Annotated in this window: 16 protein-coding genes; 11 read left to right on the top strand and 5 right to left on the bottom strand. The window is 65.8% G+C overall.

The features are described from left to right. Window positions 1–98 precede the first annotated feature (98 nt). A complete protein-coding gene (locus V9K97_RS10320) occupies window positions 99–845 on the top strand; it encodes an AP2 domain-containing protein (protein WP_337317870.1) in 747 nt (248 codons plus the stop codon). A gap of 561 nt (window positions 846–1,406) precedes the next feature. Here the strand turns inward: V9K97_RS10320 and V9K97_RS10315 are convergent. From V9K97_RS10315 to pilV, 3 genes are read right to left on the bottom strand one after another with little or no spacing between them, the layout of a single operon-like run. Then, window positions 1,407–2,060, bottom strand: coding sequence for a pilus assembly PilX family protein (locus V9K97_RS10315; protein ID WP_337317868.1), 654 nt, complete (start codon window positions 2,058–2,060; stop codon window positions 1,407–1,409). Next, the gene (locus V9K97_RS10310) at window positions 2,057–3,010 is read right to left on the bottom strand and encodes a PilW family protein (RefSeq protein ID WP_337317866.1); all 954 of its coding nucleotides are present in this window, start codon (window positions 3,008–3,010) and stop codon (window positions 2,057–2,059) included. Before V9K97_RS10310 ends, V9K97_RS10315 begins: the two co-directional genes overlap by 4 nt. A gap of 34 nt (window positions 3,011–3,044) precedes the next feature. Then, on the bottom strand, window positions 3,045–3,620 hold the full coding sequence (gene pilV / locus V9K97_RS10305) for a type IV pilus modification protein PilV (protein ID WP_258506994.1): 576 nt from the start codon (window positions 3,618–3,620) through the stop codon (window positions 3,045–3,047). Window positions 3,621–3,785: 165 nt separating this feature from the next. Here pilV and ribD point away from each other — a divergent pair, with 165 nt between their 5' ends. The 10 genes from ribD to V9K97_RS10255 all read left to right on the top strand — a co-directional run bounded on the left by ribD (window position 3,786) and on the right by V9K97_RS10255 (window position 11,580). After that, window positions 3,786–4,913, top strand: coding sequence for a bifunctional diaminohydroxyphosphoribosylaminopyrimidine deaminase/5-amino-6-(5-phosphoribosylamino)uracil reductase RibD (gene ribD, locus V9K97_RS10300; protein ID WP_337317864.1), 1,128 nt, complete (start codon window positions 3,786–3,788; stop codon window positions 4,911–4,913). An 87-nt stretch (window positions 4,914–5,000) separates the two neighbouring features. Continuing rightward, a complete protein-coding gene (locus V9K97_RS10295) occupies window positions 5,001–5,666 on the top strand; it encodes a riboflavin synthase (protein WP_337298531.1) in 666 nt (221 codons plus the stop codon). Next, window positions 5,663–6,817, top strand: a complete 1,155-nt coding sequence (ribBA, locus tag V9K97_RS10290; protein WP_258507000.1) for a bifunctional 3,4-dihydroxy-2-butanone-4-phosphate synthase/GTP cyclohydrolase II — start codon at window positions 5,663–5,665, stop codon at window positions 6,815–6,817. The genes V9K97_RS10295 and ribBA overlap by 4 nt, the downstream gene beginning before the upstream one ends. Before the next feature lie 6 nt (window positions 6,818–6,823). Beyond that, complete coding sequence (ribH, locus tag V9K97_RS10285; RefSeq protein ID WP_126750011.1) at window positions 6,824–7,291, top strand: 6,7-dimethyl-8-ribityllumazine synthase; 468 nt, start codon at window positions 6,824–6,826, stop codon at window positions 7,289–7,291. Beyond that, window positions 7,288–7,824 carry a transcription antitermination factor NusB gene (gene nusB, locus V9K97_RS10280; protein WP_126750010.1) on the top strand — a complete coding sequence of 179 codons (537 nt, stop codon included), beginning with the start codon at window positions 7,288–7,290 and terminating at the stop codon, window positions 7,822–7,824. The genes ribH and nusB overlap by 4 nt, the downstream gene beginning before the upstream one ends. Beyond that, a complete protein-coding gene (locus V9K97_RS10275; protein ID WP_337317861.1) occupies window positions 7,821–9,017 on the top strand; it encodes a pyridoxal phosphate-dependent aminotransferase in 1,197 nt (398 codons plus the stop codon). The genes nusB and V9K97_RS10275 overlap by 4 nt, the downstream gene beginning before the upstream one ends. Then, window positions 9,014–9,472, top strand: a complete 459-nt coding sequence (locus V9K97_RS10270) for a YbgC/FadM family acyl-CoA thioesterase (RefSeq protein ID WP_157614416.1) — start codon at window positions 9,014–9,016, stop codon at window positions 9,470–9,472. The genes V9K97_RS10275 and V9K97_RS10270 overlap by 4 nt, the downstream gene beginning before the upstream one ends. Beyond that, on the top strand, window positions 9,469–10,191 hold the full coding sequence (gene tolQ, locus V9K97_RS10265; RefSeq protein ID WP_126750007.1) for a protein TolQ: 723 nt from the start codon (window positions 9,469–9,471) through the stop codon (window positions 10,189–10,191). The genes V9K97_RS10270 and tolQ overlap by 4 nt, the downstream gene beginning before the upstream one ends. 15 nt (window positions 10,192–10,206) lie before the next feature. Then, complete coding sequence (locus V9K97_RS10260) at window positions 10,207–10,644, top strand: ExbD/TolR family protein (protein ID WP_337317859.1); 438 nt, start codon at window positions 10,207–10,209, stop codon at window positions 10,642–10,644. A gap of 3 nt (window positions 10,645–10,647) precedes the next feature. After that, window positions 10,648–11,580 (top strand): cell envelope integrity protein TolA, encoded by a 933-nt coding sequence (locus V9K97_RS10255; RefSeq protein WP_337298534.1) that lies wholly within the window; start codon window positions 10,648–10,650, stop codon window positions 11,578–11,580. A 61-nt stretch (window positions 11,581–11,641) separates the two neighbouring features. On the opposite strand, the gene V9K97_RS10250 is transcribed toward V9K97_RS10255, so the two are convergent. Together V9K97_RS10250 and dnaE are read right to left on the bottom strand one after the other, a co-directional pair. Beyond that, window positions 11,642–12,034 (bottom strand): YgiW/YdeI family stress tolerance OB fold protein, encoded by a 393-nt coding sequence (locus V9K97_RS10250; RefSeq protein WP_337317857.1) that lies wholly within the window; start codon window positions 12,032–12,034, stop codon window positions 11,642–11,644. A 94-nt stretch (window positions 12,035–12,128) separates the two neighbouring features. Next, window positions 12,129–15,647, bottom strand: coding sequence for a DNA polymerase III subunit alpha (dnaE, locus tag V9K97_RS10245; protein ID WP_337317855.1), 3,519 nt, complete (start codon window positions 15,645–15,647; stop codon window positions 12,129–12,131). Between the last annotated feature and the right edge of the window lie 26 nt (window positions 15,648–15,673).

Raw genomic sequence — 15,673 nt, 5'->3', positions numbered from 1 at the left:
CGGCAAGCGATGCCGGCGCGAATGCAGGTCCAGGGCCCGCGAACACGCACGAAGCGCCATCGGCGTCGGGTGGCCGCAACTTCTACAACGTGCCGGCGATGTACGGCATCTTCCGCGTAGCCAACAGCTGGCGAGTCACCCTGAGCCGCGCGGGAACGCGGTTCATGAGGAGCTTCGCCTTCAGCCGGTATGGCGGCGAGGCCGCTGCACTGGCGTGCGCGCAGGCCTACCGAGACGAGATCGTGCGCAACCATCTGCCGCCCGAGCGAAGCGAACTGGCGCAGAACCTGCGCACCACCAACAAGAGCGGCGTCTCCGGCGTGACCTTCCGCTTCAACGCCAAGGGCGAAATCATGAGCTGGCACGCGATCACCCGTGTGAGCGCTGATCGCCTGTTGACCAAGTCCTTCGGCGTGGGCCGCTACGGCGCAGCCCAGGCGGAGTGCCTGGCCATGGCGGAGCGCGAGAAGCAACTGGAGGCCATGAAAGGACTGCGGAACGTTCATCCCGCCGAAGCAAGCGTGAGGGCGACCACACAGAAGGCGCCAAATGCCGCCAAGGCCACGGCGTCCAGGTCGAAACGAAAGCTGCCCGAGCCCATTCCCATCGTCGAGATCCTCAGAAAAAACAACAGCTCGGGCATTCCCGGGGTCTCGTGCGTCAAGGGCGCCGATGAGTTGCCCCGCTACTGGCTGGCCAAAACCGGTGGGATCGATGGCAGGAGCATCGCCGAGTGGTTCTCGGTGACAACGCACGGCAATGAAAAGGCTCGCTTGCTGGCGATCGATGCGCGCCGCGCGCAGCTCGAGCGAAAAGCGCAGCTTCGGGCAGAGCCCTCGGCCTGAATGAGCCCTCCGCATTCGCCCCAGCGAAGCCGGCGCTGCGATAGAAATCCTGCGGCAGCACCGCACGTTGCAGCACGGTGCGGTCGGCTTCGTCCACCACCCGGTCGCCGCCCGTCAATGCAAGCCTCAGCACGTCGACGGTGGACGTGGCGGCCCAGTTCAACAGGTTGCCGCTCCATTGATGCGCGCACGCGATCTCGCCGCCTGCAAGTCGGGTTGCCGGAGCCACGCGCTTGAAGTGGCCATCGGCGGGGGCGTAGCCGTAGCAGGCCATCGGATCCCAATAGCCGAGGTAGACCTTCTTCCAGTCGAAGCTGCCGCGATAGGCCGCACCGGTGTTCGAGAACTCCAGCGCAAGATCGAGCACCATGTTCGCGTCGACGCGCGACGCCATGGAAGACAGCGGCTCGCTCGGGAGATCTACAGCCGGCGCCACGCCGCGGTCCGTTGCAAATACAGAGGTACCGATGCAGAGCACCCACGCGGCAACAGCTGCCGCCGGGCACAAGCGACTTTCAGGAGAACGCATTCGGATTCCGTTTCAGCAAAAAAGATGGAAAGTCAGGACGGGCAACCCGGGCTGGCGGCCGGCTTGTACAAATTGGTTTGCAGCACTACCTGCGTCTCGTCCCGCACGCCGTAGCCGATGGCCGTGATGCGAAAAAGATGCGAGGCGTTTCGTGCACTTGCGCTCTGCAGCTGGCTGGACTGCCAGCCGCCGTGGTTGCGCACCGCTTCCACGATGTAGCGCGGCGCGCGTGCGGAGAGCGCGCCGCCGCGGGTGCCTGCGGCCGCACTGGCAGTGGCATAGCTTTGTCCGGTGAAGGTGCCGTAGGCGACCGACGTTGTGCTTTCAGCAGCGAAATCAGCCGTCATCCAGACCGGCTTGGCGCCGTCTTCTGCATGGGCGCACAACCCTTGGTGAATGCCCGGGCCGCCGCATCCCGCGACAAAGGCCGAGACGTCCTTGCCGTTGAAAACACACAGGCGCTGCGCCGCGCTTGGGTTGGGGCCGAGCACGTCGCGCTCGGCGTCGACGAGCGCGGCTTCGGCGGCTTGGAACGCGATTTCGGTGTCGCGGTCGTTGCGTGCGCTTCGCTCGCCTACGAGCGAGACTTGCGCCGCACCAATGCCCAGCACCATCGCAATGAGCAGCATCAACAGCACCACGATCAACGAGAAGCCTCGCTGCGGCGAAGGGCCGCTCCGGCTCATGGTGCCGGCTCCTTCATGACGTTGCGCAGCATGACCGTGAAGGTGGAGGTGCGCCTCAACCTGCCGTCCGCCGGCGGCATGAAGCTCACGCTGGGAAAGTCGGCGCCGAGGGGGTAAAGACGTTCGACCTGCGTTTGGGCTCCACCAATGCCGGGGCCACTGCGCGCCACCATGCCGATGCGAAGACCGACCACCTTGCGCCACTCACTGTTGATGCCGGCGGTGGAGCCCGCTAGCGCCTCCAGCTGTGCTGCATCGAGCCAGCGTTCAGGCACGCTGTCGCCATTGCCGTCGTAGGCGTAGACGACCTTGAACACCTCGATGCCGCGCGCAAGCGGCTCGGACCTGAACGCACCCTCTTTGTCGCTGCGGTACTTGCAGTAAAGCTCGGGTTCCTTGTCGGCAGCTTCGGCCACGAAGAAGAAGCTCCACGCCCGATCGGCGAGCGACGGCTCGCCATCAGCAGGCCCGGGCTGGGCGATGCCCATGCAATCGACCATGGTGCCGTCGGGCTCGGTGTCGCCGCCTCCGGCGCGGCTGCGGCCGAAAAACCGCACCCGCAGCGAGTCGCTTCCGTTCACGCCCCTGCTGTTGTGGCTGCCGTGGCTTTCGCCTGTGAAGCTCACCCGCGCATTGCTCGCGCCGACGATGTCCAGGTCGGATGGATCGTCGGCCGAGGCCATCAGGTTTGCGCTGCTGCCGATGACCACGGTGCCGTCGGAGCCGACGCGGTCCGGTGCGTAGTCGGTATAGCCGGCTTGCCGCACCATGCCCCTGACGACGGCAGCCGCGAACCGCAGTGAATCTTCCACCGACTGCGCTTCCGCATTGGCGGCAAAGAGCTGCCGGCTGCCAAGGAAGGTGGCCGTGGCGGCGAGCACCACCATCAGGCCAATCGCGGCGGCGACCATCAATTCGACCAAGGTCATCCCGCACTGGCGCAGGCGCATTGGGTGATAAGAGGCTCGCATGGCAGCCGTTCGCCTAGCCGGAAACCAGCTGCATCACCAAGCGAGGCGGAAGCTCACGCTGCGGCTTGCCGCCGTGCTTTGCGTCCGCAGCGTCGGCGTGCGGCACCCAGCCGAGCTTGACGACCACATTGCGGCCTGACTGGCTGCATGGCCACGCGTATTCGCCGGCCGACGCGTTCCAAGGGTTGTCGTCGAAGCACACGCTGACGCGGGCACCGGGCAGTGCCTTGGCAACGCGGCGCATCCATTCGTCCATGTCCCAAGCGGCGAGGCCTTCCGGATCGCAAGCCCCTCCGGCCGCCGCGCATCCACCCGAGGCACCGCCGGTACCGGAATCCGCGCTCCAGTTGACGACGAGGTAAGTATTGGCCGCGTCGTTTCTGGCCGCGACGCCCGGATTCATGCGAACCTTTTCCGAGAGGTCGCGAGCAAGGTTGACTGCCGCAGCGAACGTTGCGGCTTCCTTGCCCGTTCGCACAGCCGTGAGCAGCATGCCGATGGAGCCGAGCAAACCGAGGCTCAGCACCGCAATGGAAACGAGCACCTCCACGAGCGAAAAGCCCGTGGAGGCCTGCCTTGATGTAGCCATTTTTCGATGTCCTCCCCCGTCCTGCAACTTCGGTTGCTTCTTTATTCCTGCATCGAAACTGGAGCGTAGGTGCGGCTCTCTGCATGCCGTTTGCCGTTCATCCGCTTTTGACCGCCGCTCGTATGATCCAGCGGCTCCGGTGTTAATTAATTCTTCTCGCAGTCCATGCCTTCCCCCGAACAAGACGCGCAGCACATCGCCACCGCATTGCAGTTGGCCTCGGCCGCGTTGTTGCTGACCGATCCCAACCCGCGCGTGGGTTGCGTGCTGTGCGATGCAGACGGGCGTGTGCTGGGCCAGGGCCATACGCAGCAAGCCGGCGGACCGCATGCCGAAGTGATGGCGCTGCGCGATGCGGCGGCCAAGGGCCATTCGGTTGTGGGCGCCACCGCCTACGTCACGCTCGAGCCCTGCTCGCATCACGGACGCACCGGCCCCTGTTGCGACGCCCTGATCGCGGCCGGCATCGGCAGGGTCGTGGCATCGCTCGCTGACCCGAACCCGCTGGTCGCTGGACAGGGTTTCGCCCGTCTTCGGGCAGCAGGTGTCGAGGTACAAACCGGCCCCGGCGCGGCCGAATCGCGTGAACTCAACATTGGTTTCTTCAGCCGCATGGTCCGCAAGCTGCCCTGGGTGCGCCTCAAGGTCGCAGCCTCGCTCGACGGCAAGACAGGCCTTGCCAACGGCGTCAGCCAATGGATCACGTCCGAGGCCGCCCGCGCCGACGGCCACGCATGGCGGGCTCGCGCCAGCGCGGTGCTGACCGGCGTCGGCACGGTGCTCGAAGACAACCCCCGGCTCGACGTACGACTGATCGAGACGCCGCGCCAGCCGTATCTGGTGATCGTCGACAGCCACTTGCAGACGCCGCCCGATGCTCATGTTTTCATAGCAGGCCGTCCGGTTTGGATTTACGCGGCTGTCCGCGACGAAGCCCGCGCTGCCGCCCTGGAAGCACGCGGCGCCACCGTGACCTGCCTGCCCAATGCAAGCGGCAAGGTCGATCTGGCCGCCATGCTGCAAGACCTGGCAGCGCGCGGCGTCAACGAACTCCACGTCGAAGCCGGTCACAAGCTCAACGGCTCGCTCATTCGCGAAGGCTGCGTCGACGAACTGCTGGTGTATCTGGCGCCCAAGCTCATCGGCAGCGGCCTCGACATGGCGAGCCACCTGCACGCCGAAGGGCCGCTCACCTCGCTGGAAGGCGCGCTGGCGCTCGAATTCAAGTCTGTGCAGATGCTCGGGCCCGACCTTCGGGTCGTGTCGCGGGTGCGCGGGCGCGACAGCTTCTAGCGGCCCGCCTCGGGCAAGCGGAGGCGGATTGCACGGCCAAAGCGCCGCGGAAAGGCCGAGGGCCCCCGCATCTGCGAAAATGTGCAAATGTTCACCGGAATCATTACCGGCGTGGGGCGCATCGCCGCCATCCACGACCTCGGCCCCTCCTCCTCTTACGGCAAAAGACTCGGCATTTCGGTGCCCGACGGATATCTCGACGATGTAGGCCTTGGCGACAGCATTGCGCTCAACGGCGCCTGCATGACCGTGACCACGCTCGATCCGGCGCAGCAGCTGTTCACCATCGACATTTCGGCCGAATCGCTCGACAAGACCGCTGGCCTCACCGAGCAAGGCGCCCGCATCAACCTCGAGAAGGCGCTGCGCGCCAGCGACCGGCTGGGCGGGCACATCGTGTCGGGCCATGTGGACGGCATCGGCACGGTGAGCCACTTTGCGCCCGTGGGCGAAAGCTGGGAACTGCGCGTGGTCGCGCCGCCGGCGTTGGCGCGCTTTCTGGCCTACAAGGGCTCGATCACGATCAACGGCGTGAGCCTGACGGTCAACAGCGTGAGCGACATCGAAGACGGTGCGGAAATCAGCATCAACCTGATCCCGCACACCGTCGAAAACACCTCCCTGGGCAGCCTCACGGCCGGCTCCAAGGTCAATCTCGAAATCGATACCGTGGCGCGCTACGTGGAGCGCATGCTCCAGGCTGGCGTCCTGGTGCCAACTCCTTCCACGTATTCCAAGGACACCGCCGAATGAACGCCTCCGTCACCCCTATCGGCGCGCCCCGCGGTTCGCGGGCACCCGCGCCGATTTCCCCGGTCGAGGAGATCGTGGCCGAGCTTGCCGCCGGCCGCATGGTCATCCTGGTGGACGAGGAAGACCGCGAGAACGAAGGCGACATCGTCATTGCCGCGGACCACATCACGCCCGAAGCCATCAACTTCATGGCCCGCCATGCGCGGGGGCTGATCTGCCTCACGCTTTCGCGCGAAATGTGCGAGCGGCTGCAGCTGCCGCCCATGGTGTCCCGCAACGGCGCCAAGCATTCGACCGCGTTTACCGTTTCGATCGAGGCGGCCGAAGGCGTGACCACTGGCATTTCGGCCGCCGACCGCGCCCGCACCGTGCAGGCCGCCGTGGCGCGCAATGCCGTGGCCAGCGACCTGGTGCAGCCCGGCCATATCTTTCCGCTGCAGGCGGTGGACGGCGGTGTGCTGATGCGCGCCGGCCATACCGAAGCCGGCTGCGACCTGGCGGCCATGGCCGGCTGCTCGCCCGCCTCGGTGATCTGCGAGGTGATGAACGAAGACGGCACCATGGCGCGGCTGCCCGACCTGCAGATTTTTGCGGCCGAGCACGGGCTCAAGATTGGCACCATTGCCGCGCTCATCGAGCACCGCAGCCGCACCGAGTCGCTGGTCGAAAAAGTCGGTTGCCGCGAAATCCAGACCGCGTGGGGCACCTTCACCGCCCACGCCTTCACCGACAAGCCCAGCCGCGGCGTGCATCTTGCGCTGGTGCGCGGCACGTGGGCGCCGGACGACGTGGTGTCGGTGCGCGTGCACGAGCCACTCTCGGTGCTCGACGCGCTCGAAATCAACCGCTCGCTGCACTCCTGGAGCCTTGACGCCAGCCTGGCGCACATTGCCAACGAAGGCAAGGGCGTGGCCGTGCTGCTGAATTGCGGCGAAACGGCCGGCGAACTGCTGGCCCAGTTCGACGGTACCGCGCGTCCCGCGCAAGCGCCCGAACGCGGTCGCATGGACCTGCGCAGCTACGGCATCGGCGCGCAAATCCTGCGCGAATGCGGCGTGCACAAGATGAACCTGCTCGGCACGCCCCGCCGCATGCCGAGCATGGCTGCAGGCTACGGCCTCGAAATTGCCGGCTACCTCACGAAAGACTGACACGACATGCAAGGTGCAAACAAGGGAGCGGATGCAAAGCCGCTCGACGGAAAAGGGCTGCGCATCGGCATCGTCCAGGCACGCTTCAACGCCGACATCACGGACGCGCTGGCCGCGGCCTGCCTGGCCGAGTTCGAAAAGCTCGGCGTGGCGGCGGACGACATCCATCATGTGCAGGTCCCCGGCGCGCTCGAAGTGCCCGTGGCCCTGCAGGCGATGGCCGTGCGCGGCGGCTACCACGCGCTTGTGGCGCTGGGCTGCATCATCCGCGGCGAAACCTACCACTTCGAACTGGTGGCCAACGAATCCGGCGCGAGCGTGAGCCGCATCGCGCTGGACCATCGCATTCCCATCGCCAACGCGATCCTCACGACCGAAAACATGGAGCAAGCCATTGCCCGCCAGACCGACAAGGGCCGCGATGCGGCCCAGGTGGCTGTCGAGATGGCGCAATTGCTGGCCTCCCTCAAATGACCGAAGACAACAACAAGACAGCAGGCGCCAAGCCGCGCCAGGCGCGCACCGGCCTCACCAGCACCGGCGCACGCAAGGCTTCGGCCAAGTCCAACCGCAGCCGCGCGCGAGAATTTGCGCTGCAGGCGCTCTACCAGCACCTGGTGGGCCGCAATGACGCCGCCGCCATCGACCAGTTCACGCGCGACCTTGCGGGCTTCCACAAGGCCGACGCCGCGCATTACGACGCGCTGCTGCACGGCGCCATCGAAGGTGCCGAGCAGCTCGACGCGTTGATCCGCCCGCTGCTGGACCGCAAATTCGAAGAAATATCGCCCATCGAGCACGCCGTGATGTGGATCGGCGTCTACGAGTTCCAGCACTGCCTCGACGTGCCGTGGCGCGTGGTGCTCAACGAGTGCATCGAGCTTGCCAAGGAATTCGGCGGCACCGACGGCCACAAGTACGTGAACGCCGTGCTCAACGGCCTGGCGCCGCAACTGCGCGCGGCCGAGGTGGAGGCCGACCGCACTTCCGGCAAGGCCAGGACGTGAGAATTTCGAAGCGCGCACAGCGCATCGAACCGTTCTATGTGATGGAGGTTGCCAAGGCCGCCGGCGTGCTGGCGCGCGAGGTGGCGCATACCGACCGGCCGATGATCTTCCTGAACATCGGCGAGCCCGACTTCACCGCGCCGCCGCTGGTCCAGGAAGCCGCCGCGCGCGCCGTGCGTGCCGGCGCCACGCAGTACACGCAGGCCACCGGGCTCGACCATCTGCGCGAGCGCATCAGCGGCTGGTATGCGCAGCGCTTCGGCGTCGACGTACCGGCACGCCGCATCGTGGTGACGGCCGGCGCGTCGGCCGCGCTGCAGCTGGCCTGCCTGGCGCTCATCGAGTCCGGCGACGAGATCCTGCTGCCCGACCCGAGCTACCCCTGCAACCGCCATTTCGTGAGCGCCGCGGATGGCACCGCGGTGATGATCCCGACCACGGCCGACGAGCGGTTTCAGCTCACCGCCGCCAAGGTCGAAGCCGCGTGGACCGGCAAGACGCGCGGCGTGCTGCTCGCCTCGCCTTCCAACCCCACGGGCACCTCGATTGCGCCCGACGAGCTGCGCCGCATCCACAACGTTGTGTCGCAGCGCGGCGGCATCACGCTGATCGACGAGATCTACCTCGGGCTCTCATACGACGATGCCTTCGGGCAGACGGCGCTGGCCATCGACGACAACGTCATCAGCATCAACAGCTTCAGCAAGTACTTCAACATGACGGGCTGGCGCCTTGGTTGGCTGGTGGTGCCCGAAGCGCTGGTGCCGGTGGTCGAGCGGCTGGCGCAAAACCTCTTCATCTGCCCCAGCACCGTGTCGCAATATGCGGCGCTGGCCTGCTTCGAGGATGCGAGCATTGCCGAATACGAACGCCGCCGCGCCGAGTTCAAGGCGCGCCGCGACTGGTTCATTCCGCAGCTCGATGCGCTGGGCCTCAGCGTGCCGGTGGTGCCCGATGGTGCCTTCTACGCCTGGGCCGACTGCACCAGCGTGGCCGAGAAGCTCGGCATTTCGGGCAGCTGGGATTTCGCCTTCGAAACCATGAAGCGCGCCCATGTGGCCGTGACGCCCGGCCGCGATTTCGGCACCGCCGAAACCGGCAAGTTCGTGCGCTTTTCCACCGCCAGTTCGATGGCGCATCTCGAGGAATCCATCGAACGCCTGCGGGCCATGATGGCGAACCCGGCCCGATGAGCTACGCGTTTCCGATCCGCGTGTACTGGGAAGACACCGATGCCGGCGGCATCGTGTTCTATGCCAACTACCTCAAGTTCATGGAACGCGGGCGCACCGAATGGCTGCGCTCGCTGGGCGTGGAGCAGCGAAAGCTCCGAGAGGAAACCGGCGGCCAGTTCGTGGTGAGCGAAACCCAGCTCAAATACCATCGCCCCTCCCGGCTCGACGACGAACTGCTGGTTACAGCCGATCTCCGACAAATGGGTACGGCGTCGTTGATAATCGGTCAGCAGGTGCTATCAAAAACAGAGCAAGAGCGAACAGGCGCCCCGGCGCCCGTCCTTCTGTGCGAAGGCACCATCCGCATCGGCTGGGTGGACGCCACCACATTGCGCCCCGCGCGCATACCGACCCAAGTTTCGGGAACCCTCGAGCGCTCCGGCGGCTCCATGACTCAACCTTTCAAGCCATGAACCAAGACCTCTCGATCATCAATCTCCTCCTCCACGCGAGTTTCGTGGTCCAACTGGTCGTGCTGCTGCTCGTGATCGTTTCGATTGCCAGCTGGGCCGCGATCATCCGCAAGTACTTCGCGCTGCGTCGCATGCGGGCGCTGAACGACGACTTCGAGCGCGAGTTCTGGTCGGGCACCAGCCTGAACGAGCTGTTTGCCTCGGCCGCGCAGAACGCCAAGTTCGCCGGCCCCATGGAGCGCATCTTCGCTTCGGGCATGCGCGAATACCAGAAGCTGCGCGAACGCCACGTGAGCGACGCCAGCACGCTGCTCGACGGCGCCCGCCGCGCCATGCGAGCGAGCTTCCAGCGCGAACTCGACGCGGCCGAACAGAACCTCTCGTTCCTGGCCACCGTGGGTTCGGTGTCGCCGTATGTCGGCCTCTTCGGCACGGTCTGGGGCATCATGCACGCCTTCACCGGCCTGGCCGCGCTCGCGCAGGTAACGCTGGCTACCGTGGCACCCGGCATTGCCGAGGCACTGGTGGCCACGGCCATCGGCCTGTTCGCAGCCATTCCCGCGGTGGTGGGCTACAACCGCTTCGCGCGCGAGATCGACAAGATCGCCATTGCGCTCGAGACCTACATCGAGGAGTTCTCGAACATCCTGCAGCGCAACCTCTCGGCCCACCCGGCCGCGAGCGCGACGGCAGCTTCGGCGACTCCGGGCAACCGCTGAACGGAGGCCCAGCGCATGCCCGCCGTTTCATCCCGGGGCCGAGGCCGCCGCACGATCAACGAGATCAACATGGTCCCGTTCATCGACGTGATGCTGGTGCTGTTGATCATCTTCATGGTCACGGCGCCGCTCATCACGCCGAGCGTGATCAACCTGCCCTCGGTCGACCGTGCCAACAAGCAGCCCGACAAGCCCATCGAGATCGTCATCAAGAGCGATGACGAAGTGCAGATCAAGAAAGACCCGTCCGCCGGCAGCGGCGGCACGTCCGTTCCCATGACCCAGATCGGCTCCGCGGCGAAGACCGCCCAGGGTGGCGACGACCAGCGCCCCGTGGTCATCAGCGCCGACAAGTCCGTCAAGTACGAAACCGTCGTGAAGGCGATGAACCAGCTCAAGCGCAGCGGCATCGAGCGCGTGGGCCTGTCCGTCACCACCACAGGCGGCAAATAAGGCATGTCGCTCGCCCTGGATCGCCCCGAGTTCGCCCCACCGCCGCAGCGCGGCACGCCGCGCGCGGTGCTGCTTGCATTGGTCGCGCATGCGCTCCTGATTGCGGCGCTGACGTGGGGAGTGCGCTGGCGCAGCGACGCCGACGAAGGCGCGGTCGACGCGGAGCTGTGGTCTTCCACGGTGCAGCAGGCCGCGCCGCGCCTGTCCGCCCCGCAGGCGCCCACGCCCGCTCCCGCACCACCGCCGCCGGCTCCCCCACCGCCGCCGCCTCCTCCACCCCAGGTGAAGGCTCCCGAGCCCGCACCGCCGCCGCGCGCGCCGGACATCGCGCTCGAGCGCGAGAAAAAGCTCAAGGAAGAAAAAGAGCAGAAGGAGCGCGAGCTCGAGCGCCAGCAACAGCAGCGCAAGAAAGAGCTCGAAGCCAAGCAGCGCGCCGAAGACGAGGCCGAGCGCAAGAAGGCCCAGCAGCAAAAGCTCGCCGAGCAACAGAAGAAGCAGCAGGAAGCGGAGGCCAAGCAGGCCGAAGCGAAAAAACAGCAGCAGGAAGCGGCAGCCAAGCAGGCCGCCGCCGACCGCGCCGCAACGCTCAAGCGCATGCAAGGCCTCGCGGGCGCGAGCGGCAGCGACGATTCCAAGGGCACGGCCCTGCGTTCGTCCGGGCCTTCGAGCGGCTATGCAGGGCGCATCGCCGCGGCCGTTCGCCCGAACATCACCTTCCCCGATGCGGAAACGGTCAATGGCAATCCGGCCGCCGAGTTCGAAGTCAATCTGGCACCCGACGGAACCATCGTCGGCGTCAAGCTGACCCGATCGAGCGGACTGCCCAGCTGGGACGAAGCCGCCGAACGCGGCCTGCGCAAGACCGACAAGCTGCCGCGCGACACGGACGGGCGCATCTTCCCGTCGCTGATCGTCTCGCTACGGCCCAAGCGCTAAGGTTGAGATTCCGCTGCCTTCGGTGCTTGCGCGCCAAAGGCAGCGAAAGCGCTGGCGCTCTTTACTTGGCCGCCGCGACGCTCAGCCGCTTGACGTCGAGCTCGGCCTTGTTGCCCACGAGATCCTTGTCGAACTCGCCCGAAATCTCGACGCGCACCTTGTCGTCGATCTTCACGCCCGGCGGAAAGTGCTTGGCATCGATCTCCACCTTCATGCGGCCGGTGTCGTCGGCAAAGGTGTAGTGCTCGCCGCCGTCGTGCGAAACGATGAAGCCGCGCAGCGTGGCGTGCTGGTCGTCCTTGCCGGTGTCGAGCAGTTGCTTGACGGTCATCCTCTGTACGGTGCTCGGGCCTGCGTACTGCGCAAGGGCGGGCGACAAGGGCAGCGCCAGCACGAGTGACACGCCGATGGCCAGCGTGGTTTTCTTCAGGGTCTCGGTCTTGCCATGGGCCATTCGATCTGTCCTCCTTTGAAGGCCTGGTTGAGAAGAACCAGATGGACAGCCCCGGCGCCCGAATGTTCCCTGAGGAACATCCGGCGCCGCTAACTCACTCGTAGACGACCGAGGCTTTTCCGGCTTCGGCCTGCGCCGTCCAGCTTGCCAGCGCGGCATCGGTCGGAAAGAACTTGGCGCGCTCGCCAAGCTGCAACTCGACCTGCGCGCCGCCCCGCGCCATCGACAGACGCACCGGCAGCCCCTGCACCAGGTCGCCGTGTTCGCTTTGCTCGGTGCGCGGCGGAAAGTCTTTCACCAGGCGCGCGATGTCCGGCGCCTTGCCGTTGACCGCCACACGCAGGAATTTGCCGAAGCGGCAGCGCGCCGTGGCCAGGTCCCACACCTGCTGCACCTGGAAGCGCGCTTCGAAACCGCCGCGGCCCGGCTGCAGCCGGCCGCTCACGATCACCAGTTCGTCGTCCTTCAGCGTGTTGCGGTTCGCGTTGATCAGCGCCTCGTCGGCGGTCGCGTCGATGGAGTCCGACTTGTCGTCGAGCTTGAAGATCGCCAGGCGTCCGCGCTGGCCGTTGATCACGCGGAAGTCGCTCACGATGCCCGCAATCACCTGCTGCTCGCGGGTGTCCATCAGGTCGCCGATCTCGCGCTTGCAGAAGCGCCGCACCTCGTGCGACACCTCGTCGAACAGATGGCCCGAGAGGTAGAAGCCCACGGCCGTTTTCTCGTAGGTGAGCCGCTCCTTCACGCCCCAGGGCGTGGCGTCGACCAGTTCGGGCTCCTGCGTGGCCGAGCCGTGCTCGCTGTCGCCGAAGATGTCGACCTGCGCCGCGTTGGCCTCGGTGGCCACCGCAAATTCGAAGGCGCGGTCGACCGAGGCAATGAGCGAAGCGCGGTTCTGCTGGATGGCGTCGAACGCACCGGCCTTGATGAGCGCCTCGACCGTGCGCTTGTTGATGCGCTGGCGGTCGATGCGCACGCAAAAGTCGAACAGGCTCTTGAACGGGCCGCCCTCTTCGCGCGCCCGAACAATGGCTTCGACCGCCAGCTGGCCCGTGCCCTTGACGGCACCCAGTCCGTAGCGAATCACCTTGTCGGTAACCGGCTCGAAACGGTAGTTGCCGCGGTTCACGTCCGGCGGCTCGAAGGTAATGCCGAAGTTTTTCTGCGCGTCTTCGAACAACACCTTGAGCTTGTCGGTGTCGTCCATTTCCACGGTCATGTTGGCGCAGAAGAACTCGGCCGTGTAATGAACCTTGAGCCAGCCCGTGTGGTACGCCAGCAGCGAGTACGCGGCGGCGTGCGACTTGTTGAAGCCGTAGCCCGCGAACTTCTCCATCAAGTCGAAGATCTCGTCGGCCTTGTCTTGCGGAATGCCGTGGGTCTTGAGCGCGCCCGCGCGGAATTTTTCGCGGTGCTCGGCCATCTCCTCGAGCTTTTTCTTGCCCATGGCGCGGCGCAGCAGGTCGGCGCCGCCAAGCGAGTAGCCGCCCAGGATCTGCGCGGTCTGCATCACCTGCTCCTGGTAGACCATGATCCCGTAGGTCTCGGAGAGCATTTCGGCCACGGCCGGGTGCGGGTACTCCACCTCTTCGCGGCCGTGCTTGCGCGCCACAAAGCTCGGAATCAGGTCCATCGGGCCCGGCCGGTACAGCGCGTTGAGCGCAATCAGGTCTTCAAGGCGCGTGGGCCGTGCGTCCTTCAGCATGCCCTGCATGCCGCGGCTTTCAAACTGGAACACCGCTTCCGTCTTGCCCTCGGAAAACAGCTTGTAGGTTTCGCGGTCGTCCAGCCTGATGTTCTCGTACGCGAAGTTCTCCTGCCCCTTGTGGCGCTTGACGATGAACTCTTTGGCAATCTCGAGAATGGTGAGCGTGGCCAAGCCCAGAAAGTCGAACTTCACGAGGCCGATGGCCTCCACGTCGTCCTTGTCGTACTGGCTCACGGCCGAGTCGCTGCCGGGCTGCTGGTACAGCGGGCAAAAATCGGTGAGCTTGCCGGGCGCAATCAGCACGCCGCCCGCGTGCATGCCGATGTTGCGGGTCATGCCCTCGAGCTTTTGCGCAAGCTCCACCAGCATGCGCACTTCTTCTTCCTTCTCGATACGGGCCGCAAGCTGCGGCTCCATCTCGATGGCGTAATTGTTCTTGTCGCCCTCCACCTTCGGCTCGGGCGGGTACTGGATGGTGACCGGCTGGCCCGGCTTGTTCGGAATGAGCTTGCTGATGCCGTCGCAGAACATGTAGCTCATGTCCAGCACGCGGCCCACGTCTCGAATGGCGGCGCGTGCGGCCATGGTTCCGAAGGTGGCGATCTGGCTCACGGCCTCGCGGCCGTATTTGTCCTTGACGTAGTCGATCACCCGGTCGCGGTTGCCCTGGCAGAAGTCGATGTCGAAGTCGGGCATCGAAACGCGCTCGGGGTTCAGGAACCGTTCGAACAGCAGCTTGTATTCGAGCGGATCGAGGTCGGTGATCTTAAGCGCATAGGCCACCAGCGAGCCCGCGCCCGAGCCCCGGCCCGGACCCACCGGGCAGCCGTTGTTCTTGGCCCACTTGATGAAGTCGCCCACGATCAGGAAGTAGCCCGGGAACCCCATGTTCAAGATGGTGTTGATCTCGAACTCCAGCCGCTCGACGTAGCGCGGCCGCTCGGCATCGCGCTTGGCGGGGTCTGGGTACAGGTGCACCAGCCGCTCCTCAAGGCCGGCGAAGGACTCCTGGCGGAAGAACTCGTCGATCGGCATGCGCACGCCTTCGCTGATGAAGGGCGTCGGAAAGTCGGGCAGCTGCGGTTTGCCGAGCACCAGCGTCAGGTTGCAGCGCTTGGCAATCTCGACCGTGTTGGCAAGCGCGCTCGGCACGTCGACAAAGAGCGCCTCCATCTCGGCGCTCGACTTGAAGTACTGCTCCTCGGTGAACTTGCGCACCCGGCGCGGGTTGCCCAGGATTTCACCTTCCGAGATGCAGACGCGCGCCTCGTGCGCTTCGTAGTCCTGGCGTTCAGCAAACTGCACGGGGTGCGTGGCAACCACGGGCAGGCGCAGCCGCGCGGCGAGTTTCACGGCGGCAATCACGTGCGGCTCGTCCTCGGGGCGGCCCGCACGCTGCAACTCGATGTAGAAGCGGTGCGGGAACATGCCCGCCAACTGAAGCGCCAATTCGGCGGCGCGTTCTTCCTGCCCCTGCAAGAGCGGCGCGCCCAGCGGGCCGGCTTGCGCGCCCGAAAGCGCGATCAGCCCGCCCTGCAGTTCTTCGAGCCACTCGAGCTTGCAGGCGGCTTGGGATTGCCCCCGGCCCACGTTCTGGGTCCAGGCACGCGCCAGCAATTCTGAAAGGTGCAGGTAGCCTTCCATGTTCTGCACCAGCAGCACGATGCGCGTGAGCACGCCGGGCTCCTTGCCCAACCCTTCGACGAAGATTTCAGCGCCGATGACTGGCTTGACACCCTTGCTGCGCCCCTGCTTGTAGAACTTGATCGCCCCGAACAGGTTGTTCAGGTCGGTGATGGCCAGTGCGGGCTGCTTGTCGGCAGCGGCGGCCTTGACGACTTCATCGATTCGGTTGGTGCCGTCGACGACGGAAAACTCGGTGTGCAGGCGCAGGTGAACAAACATCCTCCCATTGTAGAAACCGGCACTCC

Origin of the sequence: Variovorax sp. CCNWLW186 (assembly GCF_037203865.1) — a bacterium.
Lineage (GTDB): Bacteria > Pseudomonadota > Gammaproteobacteria > Burkholderiales > Burkholderiaceae_C > Variovorax.
The sequence above is the reverse complement of the archived record's forward strand: the minus strand, read 5'-3'. Positions and strand labels throughout refer to the sequence as shown.

Coding starts and splice junctions, on each gene's coding strand:
- V9K97_RS10320 (WP_337317870.1), top strand. CDS start 99: ATGTACGGCATCTTCCGCGTAGCCAACAGCTGGCGAGTCACCCTGAGC.
- V9K97_RS10315 (WP_337317868.1), bottom strand. CDS start 2,060: ATGAGCCGGAGCGGCCCTTCGCCGCAGCGAGGCTTCTCGTTGATCGTG.
- V9K97_RS10310 (WP_337317866.1), bottom strand. CDS start 3,010: ATGCGCCTGCGCCAGTGCGGGATGACCTTGGTCGAATTGATGGTCGCC.
- pilV (WP_258506994.1), bottom strand. CDS start 3,620: ATGGCTACATCAAGGCAGGCCTCCACGGGCTTTTCGCTCGTGGAGGTG.
- ribD (WP_337317864.1), top strand. CDS start 3,786: ATGCCTTCCCCCGAACAAGACGCGCAGCACATCGCCACCGCATTGCAG.
- V9K97_RS10295 (WP_337298531.1), top strand. CDS start 5,001: ATGTTCACCGGAATCATTACCGGCGTGGGGCGCATCGCCGCCATCCAC.
- ribBA (WP_258507000.1), top strand. CDS start 5,663: ATGAACGCCTCCGTCACCCCTATCGGCGCGCCCCGCGGTTCGCGGGCA.
- ribH (WP_126750011.1), top strand. CDS start 6,824: ATGCAAGGTGCAAACAAGGGAGCGGATGCAAAGCCGCTCGACGGAAAA.
- nusB (WP_126750010.1), top strand. CDS start 7,288: ATGACCGAAGACAACAACAAGACAGCAGGCGCCAAGCCGCGCCAGGCG.
- V9K97_RS10270 (WP_157614416.1), top strand. CDS start 9,014: ATGAGCTACGCGTTTCCGATCCGCGTGTACTGGGAAGACACCGATGCC.
- tolQ (WP_126750007.1), top strand. CDS start 9,469: ATGAACCAAGACCTCTCGATCATCAATCTCCTCCTCCACGCGAGTTTC.
- V9K97_RS10260 (WP_337317859.1), top strand. CDS start 10,207: ATGCCCGCCGTTTCATCCCGGGGCCGAGGCCGCCGCACGATCAACGAG.
- V9K97_RS10255 (WP_337298534.1), top strand. CDS start 10,648: ATGTCGCTCGCCCTGGATCGCCCCGAGTTCGCCCCACCGCCGCAGCGC.
- V9K97_RS10250 (WP_337317857.1), bottom strand. CDS start 12,034: ATGGCCCATGGCAAGACCGAGACCCTGAAGAAAACCACGCTGGCCATC.
- dnaE (WP_337317855.1), bottom strand. CDS start 15,647: ATGTTTGTTCACCTGCGCCTGCACACCGAGTTTTCCGTCGTCGACGGC.